General features: G+C 58.9%; 20 protein-coding genes. 15 read left to right on the top strand and 5 right to left on the bottom strand.

Annotated elements, in window-relative coordinates:
- The first annotated feature begins 97 nt into the window (after window positions 1-97).
- Window positions 98-709 (top strand): response regulator, encoded by a 612-nt coding sequence (locus AAF739_07765; protein ID MEM6382553.1) that lies wholly within the window; start codon window positions 98-100, stop codon window positions 707-709.
- Here the strand turns inward: AAF739_07765 and AAF739_07760 are convergent.
- On the bottom strand, window positions 695-2824 hold the full coding sequence (locus AAF739_07760) for a S9 family peptidase (GenBank protein MEM6382552.1): 2130 nt from the start codon (window positions 2822-2824) through the stop codon (window positions 695-697). The two genes, AAF739_07765 and AAF739_07760, sit on opposite strands and share 15 nt — an antisense overlap.
- Before the next feature lie 48 nt (window positions 2825-2872).
- Entirely contained in the window at window positions 2873-3316 is a 444-nt protein-coding gene (msrB, locus tag AAF739_07755; GenBank protein ID MEM6382551.1) for a peptide-methionine (R)-S-oxide reductase MsrB, read from the bottom strand.
- Between the two features lie 337 nt (window positions 3317-3653).
- Here msrB and AAF739_07750 point away from each other — a divergent pair, with 337 nt between their 5' ends.
- The 9 genes from AAF739_07750 to AAF739_07710 all read left to right on the top strand — a co-directional run bounded on the left by AAF739_07750 (window position 3654) and on the right by AAF739_07710 (window position 11851).
- The gene (locus AAF739_07750; GenBank protein ID MEM6382550.1) at window positions 3654-6119 is read left to right on the top strand and encodes a putative monovalent cation/H+ antiporter subunit A; all 2466 of its coding nucleotides are present in this window, start codon (window positions 3654-3656) and stop codon (window positions 6117-6119) included.
- Window positions 6116-6532 carry a Na(+)/H(+) antiporter subunit B gene (locus AAF739_07745; protein ID MEM6382549.1) on the top strand — a complete coding sequence of 139 codons (417 nt, stop codon included), beginning with the start codon at window positions 6116-6118 and terminating at the stop codon, window positions 6530-6532. The genes AAF739_07750 and AAF739_07745 overlap by 4 nt, the downstream gene beginning before the upstream one ends.
- Before the next feature lie 5 nt (window positions 6533-6537).
- On the top strand, window positions 6538-6915 hold the full coding sequence (locus AAF739_07740) for a Na+/H+ antiporter subunit C (GenBank protein ID MEM6382548.1): 378 nt from the start codon (window positions 6538-6540) through the stop codon (window positions 6913-6915).
- Window positions 6916-6925: 10 nt separating this feature from the next.
- The gene (locus AAF739_07735) at window positions 6926-8521 is read left to right on the top strand and encodes a Na+/H+ antiporter subunit D (protein ID MEM6382547.1); all 1596 of its coding nucleotides are present in this window, start codon (window positions 6926-6928) and stop codon (window positions 8519-8521) included.
- Between the two features lie 58 nt (window positions 8522-8579).
- The gene (locus tag AAF739_07730; protein ID MEM6382546.1) at window positions 8580-9059 is read left to right on the top strand and encodes a Na+/H+ antiporter subunit E; all 480 of its coding nucleotides are present in this window, start codon (window positions 8580-8582) and stop codon (window positions 9057-9059) included.
- Complete coding sequence (locus tag AAF739_07725) at window positions 9056-9400, top strand: cation:proton antiporter (protein ID MEM6382545.1); 345 nt, start codon at window positions 9056-9058, stop codon at window positions 9398-9400. The genes AAF739_07730 and AAF739_07725 overlap by 4 nt, the downstream gene beginning before the upstream one ends.
- Entirely contained in the window at window positions 9397-9783 is a 387-nt protein-coding gene (mnhG, locus tag AAF739_07720) for a monovalent cation/H(+) antiporter subunit G (GenBank protein ID MEM6382544.1), read from the top strand. The genes AAF739_07725 and mnhG overlap by 4 nt, the downstream gene beginning before the upstream one ends.
- A 238-nt stretch (window positions 9784-10021) precedes the next feature.
- Entirely contained in the window at window positions 10022-10453 is a 432-nt protein-coding gene (locus AAF739_07715) for a MucR family transcriptional regulator (GenBank protein MEM6382543.1), read from the top strand.
- A gap of 378 nt (window positions 10454-10831) precedes the next feature.
- Window positions 10832-11851, top strand: a complete 1020-nt coding sequence (locus AAF739_07710) for a DUF6456 domain-containing protein (GenBank protein ID MEM6382542.1) — start codon at window positions 10832-10834, stop codon at window positions 11849-11851.
- Here the strand turns inward: AAF739_07710 and AAF739_07705 are convergent.
- Both AAF739_07705 and AAF739_07700 read right to left on the bottom strand, forming a co-directional pair.
- Window positions 11848-12255, bottom strand: a complete 408-nt coding sequence (locus AAF739_07705; protein ID MEM6382541.1) for a SufE family protein — start codon at window positions 12253-12255, stop codon at window positions 11848-11850. The two genes, AAF739_07710 and AAF739_07705, sit on opposite strands and share 4 nt — an antisense overlap.
- A 96-nt stretch (window positions 12256-12351) precedes the next feature.
- Window positions 12352-12735, bottom strand: a complete 384-nt coding sequence (locus AAF739_07700; protein ID MEM6382540.1) for a DUF5330 domain-containing protein — start codon at window positions 12733-12735, stop codon at window positions 12352-12354.
- Window positions 12736-13006: 271 nt separating this feature from the next.
- Here AAF739_07700 and AAF739_07695 point away from each other — a divergent pair, with 271 nt between their 5' ends.
- Window positions 13007-14893: a PAS domain-containing sensor histidine kinase gene (locus AAF739_07695; protein ID MEM6382539.1), complete on the top strand. Its 1887-nt coding sequence runs from the start codon at window positions 13007-13009 to the stop codon at window positions 14891-14893.
- Window positions 14886-15800 carry a peptidoglycan-binding domain-containing protein gene (locus tag AAF739_07690; protein MEM6382538.1) on the top strand — a complete coding sequence of 305 codons (915 nt, stop codon included), beginning with the start codon at window positions 14886-14888 and terminating at the stop codon, window positions 15798-15800. The genes AAF739_07695 and AAF739_07690 overlap by 8 nt, the downstream gene beginning before the upstream one ends.
- Window positions 15801-15831: 31 nt before the next feature.
- Here the strand turns inward: AAF739_07690 and AAF739_07685 are convergent, their stop codons facing one another.
- Window positions 15832-16962: a carboxylate-amine ligase gene (locus AAF739_07685; GenBank protein MEM6382537.1), complete on the bottom strand. Its 1131-nt coding sequence runs from the start codon at window positions 16960-16962 to the stop codon at window positions 15832-15834.
- Between the two features lie 218 nt (window positions 16963-17180).
- Between AAF739_07685 and AAF739_07680 the strand changes: the two genes are divergently transcribed.
- From AAF739_07680 to AAF739_07670, 3 genes are all read left to right on the top strand, one after another.
- Window positions 17181-18578 carry a 3-deoxy-7-phosphoheptulonate synthase class II gene (locus AAF739_07680; protein MEM6382536.1) on the top strand — a complete coding sequence of 466 codons (1398 nt, stop codon included), beginning with the start codon at window positions 17181-17183 and terminating at the stop codon, window positions 18576-18578.
- Window positions 18579-18739: 161 nt separating this feature from the next.
- Window positions 18740-19537: a class III extradiol ring-cleavage dioxygenase gene (locus AAF739_07675; protein ID MEM6382535.1), complete on the top strand. Its 798-nt coding sequence runs from the start codon at window positions 18740-18742 to the stop codon at window positions 19535-19537.
- 61 nt (window positions 19538-19598) lie between these two features.
- Window positions 19599-21302: an NAD+ synthase gene (locus tag AAF739_07670; protein ID MEM6382534.1), complete on the top strand. Its 1704-nt coding sequence runs from the start codon at window positions 19599-19601 to the stop codon at window positions 21300-21302.
- Window positions 21303-21304 lie beyond the last annotated feature (2 nt).

The following is a 21304-nucleotide window of genomic DNA, read 5'->3' as shown; positions in this document are numbered from 1 at the left end:
CGCGCCAGTAGCAAATCGTTAGGGACAATAAGCGCGCGGCATCCACATCGGGTGCCGCGTTAGGCATTTCTTAGCCCGGCAAGCTCATGTTTTCGGCATGGAGCATTCAGTCAACCATTGTGGGAAAACAGCAGTCATACTTGATGACAATCCGCAGATGCGAGAGATCATCAGGTCAATGCTTATGGCTACTGGTATGACCGATGTGTCTGACTATTCGGATCCCTATGCGATGCTTCGGCAGCTTGAGCAGGTCGAAGTGGATTTGGCCGTCATTGACCTTGTTCTGATGAGCGATCTCGATGGACTGGCAGTCGTTGATCGCATTCGCCACAATCCCGACCTGCGCAATCCGACCATGCCTATCATCATGGTAACGGGCTATCCGAGCATCGCGGTCATCGACCAGGCGATCAATGTTGGCGTCGATGAACTGGTCACCAAGCCGTTGCGTACGCGCGACCTGCTGTCCCGCATCACCAAGTGCCTGACCAGGCCAAGGCCATACATCTACACCAGCAGTCAATATTACGGCCCAGACCGACGCCGCTCGATGTCCGATAGTCCAACGGGTACGGAGCGCCGTGAGCATGACACCGCCGTTGTGATCGAACAGCCGAACGAAGCGCGGGCGGCCATTGCGCAGATGCGCGCTGATGCCTTCACCGAGCAGCGCATGGTGGACGAATCGGTCCTACTGATCGACTGAGCCGTCCCCGTCGCCCAAACCGGTGACCGCCAGCGCAAACGCGAAAACTTCCGCAATCTCATCCAGCCGGTCAAACCTGCCCGCGGCGCCGCCATGTCCGGCGTCCATGTTTGTCTTGAGAAGAATCGGGGCCTCGCCCGTCGTCAATGCCCGAAGCCGGGCAATCCATTTGGCAGGCTCCCAGTAGGTTACGCGAGGGTCTGTCAGGCCAGCCAAGGCGAAGATGGCGGGGTAGTCCTGTGCGCTTACCGCGTCATAGGGTGAGTAGCGTCGAATGCGGGCAAAGGCGGTCGCGTCCGCAATCGGGTTGCCCCATTCGGGCCACTCCGGCGGGGTGAGCGGCAAAGTATCGTCGAGCATGGTGTTCAAAACGTCGACGAACGGCACCTGCGCGACGATACCGGCGAACTTCTCCGGTGCCTGGTTGGCGACCGCGCCCATCAGCATGCCGCCGGCGGAGCCGCCCTGAGCAACGACTTTGCCAGCGGCGATGATCTTGTCGGCAACCAGAGCGTCGCGCACTGCGATGAAGTCTGAGAATGTGTTTTGCTTGTGCTCGGCCTTGCCCGCCTTGTACCATCCAAAACCTTTGTCTTTGCCGCCACGAATATGCGCGATGGCGTAGACCATGCCCCGATCCACGAGCGACAGGGCGTTTGTCGAGAAGCTTGCGGGGATTGAAATACCGTAAGACCCGTAGCCGTACAGCAGGCACGGGGCACGTCCGTCGTCTATGTGGTCGGCCCGTGTCAGCACGGTAAACGGAACCTGTTCGCCATCTTCTGCCGGCGCGAAAAGGCGTCGGACCTGATAGTCCCTCGGATTGTGGCCGGAAGGGACCTCTTGGGTCTTCCGAACCGTTCTGTCGCCGCTGACAAGATCAATATCGATCGTTTGCCCCGGTGTTGTCGGCGACGAGTAGCTGATGCGCAGGATATCAGCGCTGTACTCAAGGTTGGTTCCGATCCCCAAAGCGTAGGCTGGCTCATCGAATTCGATGGTTTGCCACTGCGCAGCAACGCCACCGTCTGCAGGGCGCATGCGCAAGCGTGGCAGGCCGCCCGCCCGCTCCAGGACGATCAGGTGTCTCTCGAACGTAATGACATCAAGGATCAGCCGACCCGCTTCATGGGGTTCGATGTCGCTCCAACCCTCTCGCGACATGCTATCGACAGGCGCTTCGGCGATTTTGAAGTCTTCTGCGCCATCGGCGTTCGTATGAATGATCAGCTTATCACCCTGGTGGTCGACACTGTACTCAATGCCAACCTCGCGTGGCGCCACAAGACGCGGTGTTTGATCGACACCTTCAAGATCGATCAGCCAGCTTTCGGATGTCTGGTGGTCGTGGCAGTCAATGATGACAAAGCGGCCCGAAAGGGTCTTTCCGACGCCAACAAAGAAGCCCGGATCGGCTTCTTCGTAGACCAGAACATCGTCTGCGGGATCGGTGCCCAGTTCGTGCCGGAAAACCCGGGATGGGCGGTGATTGTCATCGAGGCGCGTGTAGTACAGCGTCAGGCCATCGGCCGACCATACGCCGCCGCCGCCACTTGTCTCCTCCAGCCTCTCGACAAGATCCACTCCAGCCGACAGGTCGCGCACGCGCAGCGTGAACTTCTCCGATCCCTTGTCATCGAACGACCACGCTAGATAGCGGTGATCGGGTGAGTGGCTACTCCCGCCGAGCCTGTAATAGGCTTTTCCTTTGGCAAGTTCGTCCCCGTCCAGCAGCACCAACTCGCCGCCACCGTTGCGGTCCTGGCGAACGATCATCGGATGCTGTCCGCCCTCACGATAGCGGGTGCCGTAAGCATACGGTCCGTCTGGAGCAGGCACCGAGCTATCGTCCTCTTTGATGCGGCCGCGCATCTCCAATTTCAACGTCTCTTTCAGCTGTGCGACCGGCGCGAGTGCGGCGCTCGCATAGCTGTTTTCAGCGTCGAGATAGGCACGAATATCCTCGGGCAGCGTGTCCGGCTCGCGCATGACCTGCTGCCAGTTGTCAGCGCGCAACCAGGCGTAGTCGTCGCGCAGCGTCTGGCCGTGGATTATGCGTTGCGTTGGCCGCTTCTCGGCAACGGGCGCGTCGATTTCGGGTGGACTGAATGCCATCTGGTGCCTCCGCAAGGCGTGAAAGTCCGCAATGCGGAGGTGTGGGCTTTAGGTCTGGTCGGGCTCGAAATACAGGGCAATCCCATTCATGCAATAGCGCAGACCGGTCGGCTGCGGGCCATCGGGAAACACATGACCGAGATGGGCGTCGCAGCGGGAGCAACGGTTCTCCGTTCTCCGCATGAAAAAAGACCTGTCCTCATGGTCGTCGATAGCCTCCGCGTCGATTGGCGTGAAGAAGCTTGGCCATCCGGTTCCAGAATCGAACTTCGCATCGGAGGAGAAGAGTGCCTGGCCACAGCAGACACAGGAATAGGTGCCCGCGCGCTTCTCATCATTATAGGGATGACTGAAGGCGCGCTCGGTTCCATGCTTGCGCGCAACTTTGAAAGCGGCCGGCGAAAGCCGTTTTTTCCAGTCGTCATCGGACAGTGTTTTGGGGTCAATATCTGCAGGTAGGGGCGTATCGATTGAGAAGACTGTATCTGACATGACGAACTCTTGATCGTTTTTCTTTTTGTCGCTGCGCAGCATGCACGATGAATGCGGTGCGCAGCTTTGCTGTTCTGATCACAGCAAAATAGGCCTGACGTTGCCCTCCTACAAGGCGGTAAGGACCGCCGACGGACCGACTAAAGAGGCCAAATGGTGCGCAAAAGCGGTCGCAGACCGTTGACCGGTGCGTACGGGTGTATACGTAACGGCTGGTAAGGTGCGTGCGGGCGCGCCGATTCGGCTGCAGCACGCGGTGGCGACACATGGGCGCTCACAGCTTCCGCATGCTGCCAAATGCGCCCTAGGCGGCGCTACTGGAAGGCATCGCAGAGCTTTGTTTGGCCCTGATAGTTCCGTTGGTTTCTACCTCGCACTGGCTGCCCCGTTCATAGCGGCAGGCTTCGCGCCGGTGCTTCATCGGTTCTTCGGGCATCGCGCGGCGTGGATCCTCGCGATTGCACCAGCGTTTATCTTTGCGCACTTCCTTGCCTATTTCTTCGAAACGCCCACGACCGATGGAGTGCTTCCGTCGATTGCGGGCGGTGGAGTCTTTCTCTTCGAGCTATCCTGGGTTCCCGCGCTGGGTGTCGGGCTCGATTTTCTCGTCGATGGGCTGTCACACACCTTCGCGCTGCTGATCTCGGGCATTGGGTTTTTCATTGTTCTGTACGCCGGCGGGTACCTCAAGGGCCATGAACATCTGGGGCGTTTTTTCTCGTTTATCCTGATGTTTATGGGCGCGATGGTGGGTCTGGTCCTCGCCGACGACATCATCACGCTGTTTATCTATTGGGAATTGACGTCGATTACATCGTTCCTGTTGATCGGCTTCAATCACGCAGTTGAGCGCTCACGCCGCGCAGCGATACAAGCGCTCGTGGTCACCGGCGGCGGCGGTTTGGCGCTCCTGGCCGGGCTTCTGCTGATGGCGTCGTTTACCGGCACCTTGTCGCTATCCGAAATGGCGACGCAGGCCCCGGCCATCAAAGCATCTGCGCTCTATCTGCCGATCCTGTTGTTGGTGCTGGGCGGCTGTTTCACCAAGTCCGCGCAGTTTCCTTTCCATTTCTGGCTTCCAAACGCCATGGAAGCGCCTACCCCTGTCTCGGCCTATCTACACTCCGCGACGATGGTGAAGGCGGGGGTATACCTCCTGATGCGGCTTAATCCGACGCTGGGCGACACCGTGCTTTGGTCGACGATCCTGCCGATCTTCGGCTGCGTGACGCTGCTGGTCGGCGCCATCCTGGCTATCCGCCAGACCGATCTTAAGCAGATGCTCGCCTACACAACCGTTGCCTCTCTTGGCCTTTTAGTCGCGCTAACGGGAACAAGCGCCGAAGCCATTCTCCTCGGTGGGGTTCTGTATCTTTGCGCGCACGCCCTGTTCAAAGCTGCTTTGTTCATGGTCGCCGGCACGATTTATCATGAGGCGGGCACGCTCGATGTAACGAAGTTGGGTGGGTTGCGCAGCGCTATGCCGATCACCGCCATTGCAGCGCTTTTGGCGGCGCTCTCGATGGGCGGGCTGCCGCCATTTATCGGCTTTCTCGCCAAAGAATACATGTACAAGGGTGCAGCTTACCCGGACCTGCAATCGATCCTGCTGACCGGCTCGCTGGTGCTTGGCAATTCGATGATGTTTGCCGCCGGCTTTGCTGTCGCGTTACGGCCGTTCTACGGCGAGAAGAAACAGACCCCTAAAGCGGCCCATGAGGGCCCGCTCATGATGTGGTCAGGTCCAGTCACGCTCGCGATTTTGAGCCTTGTTGGCGGGCTCCTCGCACAGACCACCGGGGCAGTCTTCATCGCGCCCCTTCTGACGGCCGTTGCAGGTTTTCCTGCCGAAGCCGATATCAAGCTTTGGGAAGGGTTCAACATTGCCGTTGTGCTGTCGATCGTCACGATCGTCTTGGGCACGTTGTGCTACGTGTTCCTAGACAGGCTTCGTGATGCGATCGCCGCCGTACTGGCCGCAATCGGTTGGGGTCCTGACAAAGGCTTCGATCAAGCAATTGGCGGATTGGTACGCCTGTCAGACCGGGCGACGCGCGTCATGCAATTCGGCGAAATGAAAGGCTACATGACGGTCACATTCCTGTTGATCGCCGTGGCCCTGTTGGCACCACTCGTATTCGCAGGTGAATGGCCAACAATCACTGAGCTTCCGGACTTTTCAACGATCACATTTTACGAGCTTGCGGTGGTCGGCTTTGCACTGCTTGGGATCGTTGCGGTCATGATCGCGAAGAACCGGCTGACGGCAGTGGTTTCGCTTGGTATCCAAGGCTTTGCGGTCGCTCTCATCTTTACGCTTTTCGGCGCACCGGACCTCGCGTTCACGCAGTTCATGGTCGAGACACTATCGGTCGTCATCCTCGCGCTTGTTCTGACGAGAATGTCGCTGTTCCAGCGCGATCATCGGTCTTTCGGCCGGTCGATGTTGGACGGCGCTATCGCGGTCGGTTGCGGCGTGGGTTTCACCGCCTTGCTGCTTCGCGTGGTCGCCGAACCGTTCGACCCCCGTCTTTCGGAGTTTTTCACGGCATTCTCCTATCCGGTTGCCCAAGGTCGGAACATTGTGAACGTCATCCTCGTTGACTATCGCGGCGTTGATACGCTTGGCGAGATCGGCGTGGTGGTGATCGCAGGTCTTGCCGTACTCGCGTTGGTGAGGCTCAAGCCGAAGTCGGTCAGACCCGCGATGATGGACCCCGCTGTTCTCGCGGAAGAAGCCAAGCCCCACGATGGCGCCCCTGCCTCACGTCCAAAACGAGCCGTTCCGGAGCCTGCGGAATGAATACCCTGATCTTGCGCACGTTCGCGCCATATCTGACCACCTTGATGATCCTGTTCTCGATCTTTGTGCTTTTGCGCGGTCATAACGAGCCTGGTGGCGGGTTCATCGGCGGGTTGATCGCAGCTTCTGCGCTAGCGATCTACGGCATTTCCAATGGCGTCCCCGCCGTTAGACGCGCGATTTGGGCGCACCCGGTTCACCTTGCAGGGGCGGGCCTGTTTTTGTCGGCCCTGTCAGGGTTACCGTCGATCCTGTACGACTTTCCTTACATGACCGGCCTCTGGTCAACGCTCTACATTTTCGGTGTCGAGGTCAAAATCTCGTCGATCCTGTTTTTCGACATTGGTGTCTATCTCGTTGTCTTGGCGACCATCGGCGGGATCGCGCTGACGCTCGAAGAGCGCGAGGAGTAGCCCCGGTGGAGTTTGTTCTCTCCTTCCTCGTGGGCGCCTACTTTATTGGCGCGGTTTATCTGTTGTTATCGCGGCACCTGATCAGGCTGTTGCTTGGCGCCGCGCTCCTCAGCAACGCCGTCAACCTGTTGATCTTCACCGCTGGCAGGCTCGCCCATGAAGTGCCGCCGGTCATTCCCTCCGGCCTGCAGGTCCCAGAAACGGTCACAGCCAACCCGCTCCCGCAGGCCCTCGTTCTGACCGCGATCGTGATCGCGTTTTCAATCTTCGCCTATCTCCTTGTTCTATGCATGCGGGCCTACCAAGAGCTTGGCACCGACGATACCGCCTATATGCGCGTCGCCGAGCCCGTTGACCCGCCGCGTCCACCCCTTGGCTACTGACGAGGGCGCGATGGCGGAAACCACAATCCCAGCGGAGACCACTTCAAGCGGCCTCGACGTATCGGCCGCCTATGTCGATGCGACTGTGCAGGCCGCCGATTACCTGGTCGCGCTACCGGTTCTCGGCCCGTTGATCATGGGCGCTTTGTGCTTGATGCTTCGCCGCAATCAACAACTCCAGCCCGGGCTCGCTGGTCTGACCCTCGCGGCAGTCTTCATCGGCAACCTCGTCCTTACCCACCGGGTGATGACTGAGGGGCCCGTCTTCATGGCGATGGGCCGCTGGTTCCCGCCGTTTGGCATCACCTTCAACGCCGACGGCTTGGGCGCGTTTCTGGCGCTCGCTGCGTCGTTTGTCGGGCTCGTGTGCGTGATTTATTCCGCCCGAAGCGTTGACAGTGACGGGCGGCGCTACGGGTTCTACCCATTCCTCCTATTCCTCGTGTGCGGCGTGTCGGGCGCTTTCCTCACCGGTGATATTTTCAATCTGTACGTCTGGTTCGAGGTCCTGCTGATTTCATCGTTCGGCCTGATCATTCTGGGCAATTCGCACGCCCAGCTCGACGGCGCCGTCAAATACGCTTTCCTGAACTTGGTTGCGACCACGCTGTTCCTGATTGCGGTGGGTTACACCTACGGCGTGTTCGGCACGCTCAACATGGCAGACCTCGCGGTCCAGGTTGCTGACACCCCCGACGCACCGGTTGTTACGATTTCGCTTTTGTTTCTGTTTGCCTTCGCGATGAAGGCCGCAGCCTTTCCGCTGAATTTCTGGCTGCCTGCGAGTTATCACACACCCAACATCGTCACGGCGGCCCTCTTTGCTGGGCTTCTCACCAAGGTCGGCGTCTACGCGCTCATTCGTATCGGTGGCATGCTGTTCCCCGAAAGCCTCATTACGTTCAATGAAGTGCTGGTTTGGGTTGCAGCGCTGACAACCGTGCTGGGCGCCGTTGGAGCTCTCGGAAGCTCGGACATCCGCAAGCTTCTGGGCTTCCTTGTCCTGTCCGGTATCGGCGCAATGTTTGTCGGCATCGCGGTCGGTGGCCCAATCGGTCTTGCTGGAGCGGTCCTGTACGCCGTGCATTCGATCGTTGTGATGGCCGCGTTGTATCTGGCGGCTGGCGTGATCGGGCGGATGAACGGCTCGTTCGAGCTATCGGAGGTCGGCGGCCTTTACAGGGCAAGCCCGTTTTTCGCCGCACTCTTCCTGATCTTGGTATTTGCTTTATCGGGGCTTCCGCCATTCTCGGGTTTTTGGCCGAAGGTTTTGCTTGTCAGAGGGGCCCTTGAAGCGGGTGAGGGGTGGTTGACGTTCGCCTACTTGGCAGCAAGCTTCATTTCCATGATTGCCATCGGACGCGTCTGGTTATTCGCATTCTGGCGTTCGGACCTTCCGTCCGGGCCCGCGCCTGTGGTGGCGCTGGAGCAGGGCGAGCAAGCCGCCTACGTCACGCCTATCTTCCTTTTGGTTGTCATCGTGGTTGGCCTTGGCGTGATTGCCAATCCAGGGCTCGAACTGGCGGGTCTCGCCGCCGTTGGGATCCTCGACCCCATCGGATACGTGGAAGCTGTTTCGCCAGTCATCCCCCAGGTGATGCCATGAACGGGAACATCGCTTCGGATTCCGGCATTTTTCACGGTCTGCACAGAGGGACAAACCGATGACCGGCATGTTTCTGATCAATGTCCTCTTGACGGTCGCTTGGCTCTTCGTCACCGGCAGCTTTTCGGTGATCAATGCCGTGTTCGGCTTTGTCTTGGGGCTAGGATCGCTCTATTTGATCCGGGAGCAAATCGGCACGATTGGCTATGTGCGGCGGGTCCAGAAGCTGACAGCGCTAGCCCTGTCGTTCTTGTATGAATTGCTGATGTCGGCGCTCCGGGTCTTCAAACTGGTGCTGACTCCCGATCTTTCGGTGCTGCGTCCGGGGTTCGTTGCCTATCCGCTGTCGCTTGATCGAGATTTTGAAATTGCGCTGCTTGCGAACTTGATCACGCTTACGCCTGGAACCTTGTCGGTCGACGTTTCAGATGATCGCCGAACGCTCTACGTGCACGCGATCCACGTGCCTGACCCCCAAGAGATGATCGACAGCATCGCGGATGGATTTGAGCGTAAGATTTTGGAGGCGTTCCGGTGACGACTGACGCTATCCTGCAAGGAACTGCAATCTTCGGCATGGGCGTTATCATAGCTGCCTTCCTCATCATTGCGATTCGGATCATTCGCGGGCCGACCTTGCCCGATCGTGTCCTGGGGCTCGACATGCTGGTCGGCGCCGGGATCGGATTCATCGCACTGATCGCAATCAAGACAGGCTTCTTCCTTTATCTCGATATCGCGATCGCTCTTGGCCTTGTCGGTTTCCTGGCGACGGTTGCTTTCGCGCGCTTTGTTATGCGCCGCGACCGTCCGGCGGGCGATGATGCCGAGTTGCCGCCCCCACATCCGCCGCAAAGCGCACCGGGGCCTCGACCATGAGCGCCGTTATCGATCTTGCAACTGCCGCGTTGATTGTGGTCGGCTCCGTATTCATCCTGATCGCTGCTCTGGGAATGCTTCGCTTTCCTGATCTTTACAGCCGCTCTCATGCCGCTTCGAAGGCTGGGACAGTTGGTTCTGGTATCTTGCTTCTTGCTCTCGCGCTTTATTCAGGTGACGGAGCGATCGTCGCGCGTGCTTTTGCCGCGTTTCTTTTCTTAATACTGACCGCACCGATCGCTGCTCATCTTCTCGCGCGCGCGGCTTACTATGTTGGCCACAAGCCTTGGCATGGTACCGGCATCGATGAGTTGGCCGGAAAATATTCAGGTGACGGGCCTACGCTTCGTTGTCGTAGTCACGATAGAGATACCCAAAAATAAAATCCTAGGTAGTAGGTATCTGCAAGATATACTACCAATGATAGTTATATCCTTAATGCGAATTAAGACAATGTCCTGCTTTTTGAAGTGGATATCTCCACGTTATCCAATTATTGGCCGCCGTAAGTTTGCCTTATTAAATGTCAACAGCTACATGACCGATGCCGTGCAACCTTGTGCGGTAATTTCTCTAAAGGCCATTCCGATTGAATGACTTTTGCATCGGAGAGGGAGATACATGAACGAAGAAACACAAACCATCAGCGCTGATACTGGCGCTCTGGTTGATCTTACCGCGGATATTGTTTCCGCATACGTCAGCCATAATGTCGTTCCTGCAGGGGAGCTGACAAAGCTTATTTCCGACGTGCATGGCGCGCTCACCGTTCTTGAAAAAGAAAGTGTTGCACCTGTTGCCGAGGATTTAAAACCTGCGGTGCCACCCAAGAAATCCATCACTCAGGACTATTTGATCTGTCTTGAGGATGGCAAACGGTTCAAGTCGCTCAAGCGTCATCTCAAGACGCACTACGATTTGAGCCCGGAACAGTACCGTGAGCGTTGGGGGCTGCCAGCCGATTACCCGATGGTTGCACCCAGTTATGCCGAAGCGCGCTCGCGTTTGGCTAAGCAGATGGGTCTTGGGCAGAGACGGTCTAAGGCCTCATAAATCTGTCTAGCCATTGTCCGTCTGCAGGCGGAATTCAAAAAGACGTAGCGCCTTGGCGCTGCGTTTTTTTGTTGGCCTGATGGTTCAGGCTCCCAAGGAGCCTGCCTCCTTCCAAGATACGGATTTATTTCCGTTAGCCGGAAAACTTATCCCCGCATACAGTGCTTGCATTAGATAGGACTAAATTTCTATAATGTCCACAGTATGGAGGATAAGTTGGACACCGCGTTTGTTCCGTTGGCCGCGAGCCCAATCCCGCCACTTAGCGCATCCCACACAGTGCGACGAGGACCCTATCGACGCCAAGCCTATTCGAACCGTTCTGACCCGCGCGGCCAAAGTTTGCAGTATGCAGGCCTTGTTCAAGCGCGCTGCCGTATGGTTGAGGCCTACGTCGCCTATGTTTTCCGCGTCCAACATGAAGCGATCAGAAGCCGCAGCCGCGGTAAGGCGGGCGTTGCGCGCGCCCGGCAGGTCGCCATGTATCTGTGCCACACCGCCCTTGGCTTCTCTTTGACGCAAGTGGGAAAGCTGTTCGAACGCGACCGGACGACAGTTGGGCATGCCTGTCGGCTTGTTGAGGATCTGCGAGATCAGAGCGCCTTTGACACACTCATCCAGTGCCTCGAACGAGCTCTTCAGCAGCAGCTGAAGCTTCGCTGTTATGCCGTTGCGATGCCGGGGATCGATCATAACCATGATGATCTGCCAAGTGTTGCGGCTGGCATGGACCTCACCGGGAAGCCTTGCGGGCGAGCAGTTTTGGGCTCGAGCCCGCGGTCGGTAGACGGGCTGCTGGCCTGCCGTGAAGCGCTGTTTCGTATCGCTGATGGACGGAAGGTTGAGGAGGCGGCATTCGAAACGCTGAGGCGTCTTGGCTATGTGGGCGGGACACGGGCGCTGCCTCAGATAACGGCACGTGGCGCGACCCTCCTGGATGCGGAACCGGCTTCTTTCGCCGGCCTCGACGGAGATGGCGAAGTCCGGCTTCATATCCCTGATGTGGTGGATCGCCTTGCCCAAGCTCGCGGTGGTCAAAAGGCGCTGCTCGATCCCGCATGTGTTGAGGCGGCGCGGCGCTTCGCAGGTGATCTGCATAGAGCAGGACTAAACGCCCAGGTCTCACAGAATTGGTCCTTGTCCGCCCTCAATCAGTCGCCGTCCTCGTCTCCCAACAGGTTGAACTTCTCTGAGCGACAAGTCGATGCGCGCAACCGGGTGCGAAAAGCTTGCGATGCGATCGGGCCGGACTTTACCAGCTTGCTGATCGATCTTTGCCTTTTTGAGAAGAACGTTTCCGCGATTGAGGCGGATCGCCAATGGCCACCACGGTCGGCGAAGCTTGCAATTGCGCTGGGTTTGAGGAGCCTCGCCCGGTTTTATGGGCTGGCTGCCTAGCGAGGGTCTGACGCTTCTTGCCGTATACGCTCAAGCATCGCGTTCAGCCCGTTTGAGCGTTGCGGCGAAAGATGCTCGTTCAATCCCAGATCGCGCAACTCCCCTTGCGCGTCGACCGCTAGCGCCTCATCGGAGGTTCTTCCGTTAAAAAGCGCCAATACAATCGCTACCAATCCGCGAACAATGTGGGCGTCGCTATCGCCGCGAAAGCGAAGGCCCCCATTGTCGTCCGTTTCGCGCACGAGCCAAACCTGACTTGCACAGCCGTTGACCTTTGTGCCGTCGTTGCGCTCATCGTCGCTCAGTGGCTCAAGCGTGCGCCCGAGTTCTATGACATAGCGGTAACGGTCTTCCCAATCACTGAGGAAGTCAAAATTGTCTCGGATCTCGGCAAAATCAGGCATGGGCGCACGTCGCTCGTTAAGCCGAGGCACATAGCGGGCCGATGCCCACTCGACAAGCGGGCCAATGATCGCACGGTGCCTGCGACTGTGCCTACTTTAAAGCGGGGAGTGTGCGGAGCGCTGCGCGATCAACTCTCCGAGCGGATCGCTGCGCGGCATTGGCTGCTCGCTGGGGCCTCCGGGCGGCGGCTGTACTGCGGAAGCGGCGAGCACGTCTTCACCGCCTTCCTGCGACAGCCAAGCATGAACTTGACCCGCGGCATGAACCGCACGCTGCCGCAACGCATCCGCCGTCGCAGCGCCAGTCGCGCAAGCATCTGGGTTCCGCGAACAGAAACCACGCAGATCGTTCACTGTCGTTTGCAGCGCTGCCAATTGTTCAAATGCACCCGGTCCTGCATCGATCCCCGCTGCATCACGGTCAATCGGCAAGATCAAGAGCAGGAGCGTTAGCCAGAACGCGACTCGGATCAAAAACACGGTAAGCGGTCTTCTCCACAAATATGGTTGTAGCACTACCACAAGCGCGTGAAGGGTCCGTCGTCCAAAAGCCTCTGATTTATTTCAAATTCGACCGGTTTGAGAAAGGTATCGTTTACCATCATCGGCCGAATTGCCGAGTATCGGCGGGCCTTCCGGGAGGACCCGACAGTCCCTTTACCCTTCATTCAACGCTGCCTGAGACCTTGCGTGGTGAACAAGTCCTTGCGGCCATCAGGCGGCCAAGGCGTTATCGAAAAGCTGTGGTGTCATGAGTACCAGCGTTAAAGTCGAAGCGAAGCCGGACGGTAACGTGTCCGCGCACGCCTTGGTTGGTCCTGAGGTTTCGCAACCGAACCTTTACGCGCCGCTTTATTGGCTGGGCTTTGTCGGTGCCTTCTCAATCGCTCTGTTGGCGCTTCCGGCGCACGGCGCTTACGCGCAATGGACCCCTGCAGCCACATTCCTTGCCATCGCGGCGGCACACGCGGTTCTGTTTGCTGGCTTCTGGGGCGAGCAGTGGCCGGCGCTGCGGGCTAAAGGCTCGATCGCCATTCTGTGCGTCACGCTGGGCTGGGCGACAGCCCATACGGGCGGGCTTGGTTCAGAGTTGGCCCTGTTTTTCGTCCTTGCCCCCATCGAGGCGCTGCTCACGCGCCAGACCAGACTGGCAGTCCAGGTTGCGGGCGCCACGGCCCTAAGCTTCTTGGCGGCGGTCGCGATCAGCCCGTCGATTGCCCAAGTCGATCTGGTGCACGAAGAGGCGCAGGTCGCTCTGCAAATTATTGGCGTGATGTACGCGCTGACTTTGGCAGCCCGCCTCGTGAAGCTTGCAAACCTCAAGGATCTGCGATTGAGCGCGAACCAGCGAGCGATCGATCAGTTTCACGCCATCACCCATGATGTTTTCCTCATCGTCCGCCGGGATGGCTTTGTGGAGCGCGCCTTCGGAGCCGTGCAAGCCGTTCTCAGCCTTGATCGCGACGCGATCGAGGGCAATGGCTTGATCAACCGCGTGCATGTGGGGGACAGGCCGCGTTTGCTGGCTGAGATTGATACGGTTTTTGCGCTCAAGAGCCGCGGAACGCTCGAAGTACGCATTCGTACCGGCGATGTCTCGCAACCCCAGAGCTTCATCTGGACGTCGATCGATCTTTCGAGCACCAGCCGTCACGATGGCGCCGTAGAGATCTATGCCTTGCTCCGCGATATCAGCGCCACCAAGGATCATGAAGCGCAGTTGCATATGGCGCGTGAGCGCGCGGAGGCGTCGGACGCAGCGAAAGGGCGATTTCTGGCCACCATGAGCCATGAACTTCGCACGCCGCTCAATGCGATCATCGGCTTTGCCGATATCCTCGACGAAGAAGTCTTTGGTGCTCTGAACAACGATCAACAGCGTGAGTACGTGTCATTGATCCGCGACTCGGGGGGACATCTTCTCCAGCTCGTGAACGATCTGCTTGACATGTCCAAGCTCGAGGCCGGTCATTTCCATATCGTCGCTGAGCCGTTCTCGGTCGGTAAAGTCATTGATCGCTGCGCCAAGCTGATGTCGAGCCAAGCTGAAAAGGCTCGGCAAAACTTGATCATCGATATGCCGGAAGACCTGCCCGAATTGGTTGCCGATCAGCGGGCGATCCGCCAGGTGTTGATCAACCTGCTATCAAACGCCTCGAAGTTCACACCCGACGGCGGAACCATCACGGTCAAAGTGCGGCGTGATGGGCCGATGCTGTCGATCGCGGTCATCGACACCGGAATCGGTTTGAACGCCGATGATATCGGGCGATTGGGCGAGCCCTTTTTCCAGGCAAACAACGCCTATGATCGCAAGCATCAAGGTACGGGTCTGGGCTTGTCGGTTGTCAAAGGCCTGTGCGGCCTGCATCAGGGGACTATCGGTTTTACCAGCGTTGAAGGCGAGGGAACCACCGCGACAGTTCGGCTGCCGATAGCCGGTCCGCGCCACGACCCGATCGTAACGAAGCTTCCGGTCGATCGCGCCGAGGTCGACAATGCGGTGGTTTTTGCAAAACTGAACGCGAGCGGTTCGGACGGATCGGCTGTGCGTAGAAGCGCAGCCGACGAAGACGGGTCTGCCGAAAGCGTTCCGGTTAAAGCTCCCAATCAAGACAGGATGAAAGCCCATGGCTGATCGCTTCGAACGGCATGAGCCCACCCTTGACGGGTATGAGGACGCTGCGATGCCAAACGCCTACGACCGGCGAAATCATCGCGTCAACGTCCGCCAGGCGCACGCAGCGTCAGCCGATCCTGTCGAGGATGCGGTGTTTGACGATGAATGGGACGTCGACCCGGTGCCTTCTCTGGCAGCCCGTGTAAAAGCCGTTTCGGCACGCACAGTCATTCTGGGCGTAGCCTTTATCGCCTTTGCACTGGTGACAATCAACGCGGCGTTTTTCCAACCCGGTGCACATCCCGCACCGATGATGGCAACGCGGGAGCTGGGCCCCGCTGATCGCTTGCCTGCAGGCACCGACGATGCCGCCATCATACCGCGCGACGTTGCGGCTGCTCCCGCGCCGAGTGCGCGACCGGTCACCACGCAAGAGCGCACGGCGTCGATTCCGCAGCCTGTTGCGGTCCCCTCGCAAACCGAACGCTTGGTGCCTGATCTCAGCTCACTTGCTCGCCAACCGTATGCCGCACCGGCGCCAGCGCCGCGGCCCGCCAGTTTCGCGCGAGCGCCGACGCAACGTCCCGCATCCGTCAGCCAACCGCTTCCACCGCTACCGTCCGTTGCGCCACGCCAAGTTCAAACGGTTCCCCTGGCCGACCCGATCGCGGCCCTTTTGCAACCAATTGCGCCACCGTCCTCCGTCCCCGCACGCTCGTCTCAGCCGCTGGTTGCGGCCGTGCAGGCGGTTCTCTCGCAATTGGGATACGCGCCCGGTTCGGTTGATGGGGTTATGGGTCCTGGAACCGAAGAAGCAATCCGCCGGTTTCAGCTTAGACGCGCACTGGAGCCGAACGGCCAGATCACCAACGATCTCATCCGTGAGATTGAACGGGTAACGGGGCAGCGGGTTTCGTCGTCGTAGCGTTGCAGCCAGATGCCGTAAGCGTGCATGCTCAAACGGCGATGGTTTCATCGACCAGAAAACGCACGACATCGCGCAAAGCCCCTTGAGCAGAGCTGCCAGCCTCGAGTTTCTGATGGAAAAGCGCCAGCTGCCGCTCGGCTGACGTTCCGCGCTGACCGATGGTCTGCAGATGGTTCAGTTCCTTCTCGCAACCCAGCGCGTCAGCGTCTTCGGCCAACATGGCGATGAGTTCATCGATTAACTCCGTAACCGGGACGCGGGACCGCTTGCCAAAATCGACGAGCGAACCGCTTACGCCATGGCGCTGCGCCAGCCACCTGTTTTCCTCAACGAGGAAACGAGCATAGCTGCGCCAGCGTTGGTTCCCCCGCCGAAGCCGCCACAACATGCGAGCCAAGCACTGGAACAGTGCAGCGACCGCCGCCGCGTCATCCACGGTTGTGCACACGTCGCAAATGCGCATCTCAAGGGTTGGAAACTTGTTGGAGGGGCGCAAATCCCACCAGACTTTAGTAGCGTCCTCGATCAACCCAACGTTCACAAGCGTCTCAATGGTACGCGTATATTCGGCGTAGCTGGCGAACGCTTCCGGTAGCCCGGTTCGCGGAAGCTCATCAAACACCGACAGGCGATAACTATGCAGGCCGGTCTCATTGCCGCGCCAGAAAGGCGATGACGTTGTCACCGCAAGCAGGTGCGGCATGAAATAGGAGAGCTGCTGCATCAGATCGATGCGCAGATTGTCGTCCTCAATGCCGATATGCACATGCATCCCGCAAATCACGAGACGCGCCACCACCATTTTAAGGTCGTCAGCAAGCGCATTGTAGCGCTCTTTGTCGGTGTGGACCAATTTGTCCCATTCCGCGAAAGGATGGGTCGACGAGGCCATCAACGCAAGCCCGTGCGGCTCGGTCGCCTCGTGCAGGCATGCCCGCATGTGCGCCAGCTGTGACCTCGCTTCACCGACCGATTGGCAGACCGAGGTGCCGACCTCGATCTGACAACGCAGAAACTCGTGCGTCACCTGATCGCCGAGCACCCGCTTGCAGTCATCGAACACCGTTTCAGGAGGATCGGCAACAAGGTCCCAATCGGACCTTTGAACCAACAGATATTCTTCTTCGATGCCAACAGTGAAGCTGGGGTCCTGAAGCATTGCAGTCTCCTCCGAGCCTCCGGCAACGGGTCACACCATGCCGCAAAGCTGTACGATGCGACCAAGGTGAGCGCAATGAACACCTTTACTGTGGCCGCTTCCATGCGCTCGATTGCCCCTTTGCTGGATTGCCAATGCCGACGCAACCGGAGTACAGAGCGCCCAATTACCGTTCAAGTTTCAACAAGTACCGGGCGAAGCCCGGCGGGAGACGCGTTATGTCCAGTCCAAAACTCGCACCCTGGACGCCAAGATCCTGGCGCAGCAAACCCATCAAGCAGGTGCCCAACTATGCCGACCAGTCCGCACTGGAGAGTGTCGAGGCACGCTTGGCGAGCTACCCTCCGCTCGTTTTTGCAGGTGAAGCTCGGTCGCTGCGCGATCAGCTTGCGCGCGTTGCCAAGGGCGAAGCGTTTCTTCTGCAAGGTGGAGACTGCGCCGAAAGCTTCGCTGAGCATGGTGCGGACACCATCCGCGATTTTTTCCGCGTGTTCCTGCAAATGGCGGTTGTTCTCACCTACGGCTCGGCTCGCCCAGTTGTGAAGGTCGGCCGCATTGCAGGCCAGTTTGCCAAGCCGCGTTCGTCTGATTTCGAGGGCCGGGACGGGCAGGAACTGCCATCCTATCGTGGCGACATCATCAATGGGATCGAGTTTTCACCCGAGGCGCGCAATCCCGATCCACACCGTCAGGAGATGGCCTATCGGCAATCGGCCGCGACGCTGAACCTTCTTCGCGCCTTTGCGCAGGGCGGTTTCGCGAACCTCGATAACGTTCATGAATGGATGGTCGGCTTCATCAAGGGTAGCCCGCAGGGCGAGCGCTATCGGGAAGTTGCCGACCGGATTTCCGAGGCGATGGACTTCATGCGTGCCGTCGGCATCACGTCTGACCAGTATGCGCGGTTACGCGAGACCGACTTTTACACCAGCCATGAAGCCTTGCTTTTAGGCTACGAGGAGGCACTGACGCGCAAGGACTCGACCTCGATCGATCCGGATGCGTGGTATGCGACGTCTGGTCATATGATTTGGATCGGCGACCGAACACGACAGGCTGACCATGCTCACGTGGAATACTGCCGTGGCGTGAAAAACCCCATTGGGCTGAAATGCGGTCCGTCGCTTGAGCCTGACGATCTCCTTCGGTTGATCGATGCGCTCAACCCGCTCAACGATCCTGGGCGTCTGACGCTCATCGCACGGTTCGGCCACAACAAGGTCGACGCGCACATGCCGCAGCTGATCCGGGCGGTCGAACGCGAGGGTCGGCATGTTGTCTGGTCATGCGATCCCATGCACGGCAACACGATCACCGCGGGTGGATACAAAACGCGGCCATTTGAGCGTGTTCTCGGTGAGGTCCAGGCCTTTTTCGATGTTCACGCTGCCGAGGGCACCTATCCTGGTGGCATCCACATCGAGATGACCGGCAAGAACGTGACCGAGTGCATGGGTGGCGCGCGCGAGATAACCGAGAGCGATCTGCAGAACCGCTACCACACGCACTGCGATCCACGCCTCAACGCCGATCAGGCCCTTGAACTGGCGTTTCTCGTGTCCGAGCGGCTCAAGAAGGGGCGTTCGGCCGAGCCAGCCTACTCTGAGGCCGTCTGAACGACAGCGACACGACCTTATCGCGCATTTAAACGGGGCTTCGGCCCCGTTTTTTATGGGCAGTTGTTCCAGATTTGTGAACGCCTAGTCGGTGTTTGTTGTGATTTTCTGGTTGGTGTCGTTCGCCTAAGGTAGTGCGAACAGATCGATCGGAGCTGACCATGACCACAATGCCGACCCTTTTTGTCTCGCACGGCGCGCCCTCCATCGTCATCGAAGACAATGAGGCGCATCATTTCTTGAAGTCTCTCGCCGGTTACATTCCAAAGCCATCGGCCATCATCATCAATTCCGCGCATCATGAAACAGCGGGTGTATCGGTGGTGCGCGACCCAAATCCCGGCATGATCTATGATTTTAGCGGTTTCGACGATGTTTTGCGGCAGATGGTTTATGCGGCCCCGGGGCATCCGCAGCTCGCTGACCGGGTTCTCGGCACCCTTGATGATGCGGGCTTTGCCCCCAGGGCCGTGCAGGAGCGCGGATACGATCACGGCGCCTGGAACCCGTTGATGCTCGCGTTCCCGGAAGCCGATATTCCCGTTGTCCAGCTCTCGATCGATCCAAACGCCGATGCCGCCTGGCATATGAAGCTGGGCCGGGCGCTCACGCCATTGCGTGCCGATGGAGTTTTGATCGTCGGCAGTGGGCACATCACCCACAACTTGAAGGCACTGTTCTCCATCATGCGAGGCGGTGATGCTGACCCGGCCTTGCCTGGCAAAGTCATCGCCTTCACCGATTGGATGCATGACGCTTTGCAAAGTGGCGATGAGCCGTCGCTGGCGGCATGGCTTGAGAAAGCGCCCCATGCGCGCGCCAATCATCCAACCGATGAGCATCTTTTTCCTATCTTCACCGCCTTCGGCGCGGCGGGGGAGGGCGCAAGGGGCGAACGGATCCATCAATCCGTAGAAATGGATGGCGTGTTCGCTTGGGATGCCTACCGCTTCAATTAGCGCAGCGCTCCCATGCACGTCAGCGATTGCGTAGGACGGACGTCGCGGCTAGACCGCTCGCATGACGAAAGCTGACACGCTCCGTTTTGCCCTTGCACAGTTGAACCCGGTGATGGGCGACATCACCGGGAACGCCGACAAGGCGCGCCTCGCGCGGAAACAGGCCGCTGAGCGGGGCGCCGACATAGTAATTTTCACCGAGCTCTTCTTATGTGGTTATCCGCCAGAGGATTTGATCGACAAGGACGCGTTCATGAACGCGTGCCGGCGTGCGTGTGAAGCGCTGGCTTCTGAAACTGCTGACGGTGGCCCGGCCACGCTGATGGGCACACCGTGGCTCAGCGATGACGGACAGCGCTATAACGCGGCCGTTTTGATGAATGAGGGTCGGATCGAGGCGGTTCGTGCCAAAGTCCATCTGCCGAATTACGGTGTGTTTGACGAAAAGCGCGTCTTTGATGCCGGACCGATGCCGGGTCCGATTGCGTTCAAGGGCGTGCGGCTTGGTGTGCCGATTTGCGAAGATGCCTGGTTCGAGGATGTCACCGAATGCCTCGAGGAAACGGGCGCAGAAATCCTCATTGTGCCCAATGGCTCGCCCTGGTGGGACGGCAAACTCGACGAGCGACAGCAGATTATGGTGCGCCGGGTGGTCGAGACGGGACTGCCGCTCATTTACACAAATCAGGTAGGCGGACAGGATGAGCTGGTCTTTGATGGTGCGTCCTTCGCCCTGTGCGCGGATCGCACACAGGCGCTGGCACTGCCGCAATTCGAGACCAGCGTGACAATGCTCACCGCCAACCGGTCTGAAGACGGGTGGGCCTTCGAACGCGGCGCTTCACAGGCTCACGCTGACGATTATGCGGCCGACTGGCGAGCGTGCGTGATGGGTTTGGCCGACTATGTGAACAAGAACGGCTTTCCCGGCGTCGTGCTGGGCCTGTCCGGCGGTATCGACTCGGCCGTTTGCGCCGCCATGGCGGTCGATGCGCTGGGCGCGGATCGCGTTCATTGCGTGATGATGCCGTACCGCTACACGGCGCAAGAATCCCTGGAGGATGCCGAAGCGTGCGCCAAAGCGCTCGGTGTGCGGTATGATGTCGTTGAAATCGCCGATCCGGTGGAAGGCTTCGCACGCGCCTTGAGGCCACTTTTTGCCAAGACCAATGAGGGCGTGACCGAGGAGAACCTCCAATCGCGCACGCGCGGAACTCTCTTGATGGCGCTATCCAACAAGTTTGGCGCTATGGTCATCACCACGGGCAACAAATCGGAAATGTCGGTGGGATACGCCACGCTTTATGGCGACATGAATGGCGGATTCAATCCGATCAAGGACGTCTACAAGACCGACGTTTACCGGATGGCCGCCTGGCGCAACGCGAACCGACCTAACGGTGTCCTCGGTCCGGAAGGTGAGGTCATTCCCCAGCGGATTATCACAAAAGCACCGTCCGCCGAGTTACGCCCCGATCAGACCGATCAGGACAGTTTGCCGCCCTATGACGAGCTTGATGCGATCCTCAAAGGCCTGGTCGAAGAAGAGCGCTCGGTCTCGTCCATTGTTGCAGACGGGTTTGACGTCGCCACCGTCACGCGTATCGAGCACCTTTTGTATCTCGCCGAGTACAAGCGACGGCAGTCGCCACCTGGCGTGAAGCTGACAAGCCGCAATTTCGGCCGGGATCGGCGCTATCCAATCACCAACCGTTTTCGTGATCGGCTCGACCCCGCCCATCCTTCCGGATCCCTGGACGCCTGACA

It is taken from the genome of Pseudomonadota bacterium, from assembly GCA_039024915.1.
Classification (GTDB): Bacteria; Pseudomonadota; Alphaproteobacteria; order Rhizobiales; family MH13; genus MH13.
This window is presented reverse-complemented; position numbering and strand designations above follow the sequence as displayed.

Excerpts from the sequence above, each read along its gene's own strand:
- AAF739_07760 (MEM6382552.1), bottom strand. The coding sequence starts at position 2,824 with ATGGCATTCAGTCCACCCGAAATCGACGCGCCCGTTGCCGAGAAGCGG.
- msrB (MEM6382551.1), bottom strand. The coding sequence starts at position 3,316 with ATGTCAGATACAGTCTTCTCAATCGATACGCCCCTACCTGCAGATATT.
- AAF739_07685 (MEM6382537.1), bottom strand. The coding sequence starts at position 16,962 with ATGCTTCAGGACCCCAGCTTCACTGTTGGCATCGAAGAAGAATATCTG.
- AAF739_07730 (MEM6382546.1), top strand. The coding sequence starts at position 8,580 with ATGACCGGCATGTTTCTGATCAATGTCCTCTTGACGGTCGCTTGGCTC.
- AAF739_07735 (MEM6382547.1), top strand. The coding sequence starts at position 6,926 with ATGGCGGAAACCACAATCCCAGCGGAGACCACTTCAAGCGGCCTCGAC.
- AAF739_07710 (MEM6382542.1), top strand. The coding sequence starts at position 10,832 with ATGGTTGAGGCCTACGTCGCCTATGTTTTCCGCGTCCAACATGAAGCG.
- AAF739_07765 (MEM6382553.1), top strand. The coding sequence starts at position 98 with ATGGAGCATTCAGTCAACCATTGTGGGAAAACAGCAGTCATACTTGAT.
- AAF739_07670 (MEM6382534.1), top strand. The coding sequence starts at position 19,599 with ATGACGAAAGCTGACACGCTCCGTTTTGCCCTTGCACAGTTGAACCCG.
- AAF739_07680 (MEM6382536.1), top strand. The coding sequence starts at position 17,181 with ATGTCCAGTCCAAAACTCGCACCCTGGACGCCAAGATCCTGGCGCAGC.
- AAF739_07715 (MEM6382543.1), top strand. The coding sequence starts at position 10,022 with ATGAACGAAGAAACACAAACCATCAGCGCTGATACTGGCGCTCTGGTT.
- AAF739_07705 (MEM6382541.1), bottom strand. The coding sequence starts at position 12,255 with ATGCCTGATTTTGCCGAGATCCGAGACAATTTTGACTTCCTCAGTGAT.
- AAF739_07745 (MEM6382549.1), top strand. The coding sequence starts at position 6,116 with ATGAATACCCTGATCTTGCGCACGTTCGCGCCATATCTGACCACCTTG.
- mnhG (MEM6382544.1), top strand. The coding sequence starts at position 9,397 with ATGAGCGCCGTTATCGATCTTGCAACTGCCGCGTTGATTGTGGTCGGC.
- AAF739_07690 (MEM6382538.1), top strand. The coding sequence starts at position 14,886 with ATGGCTGATCGCTTCGAACGGCATGAGCCCACCCTTGACGGGTATGAG.
- AAF739_07675 (MEM6382535.1), top strand. The coding sequence starts at position 18,740 with ATGACCACAATGCCGACCCTTTTTGTCTCGCACGGCGCGCCCTCCATC.
- AAF739_07695 (MEM6382539.1), top strand. The coding sequence starts at position 13,007 with ATGAGTACCAGCGTTAAAGTCGAAGCGAAGCCGGACGGTAACGTGTCC.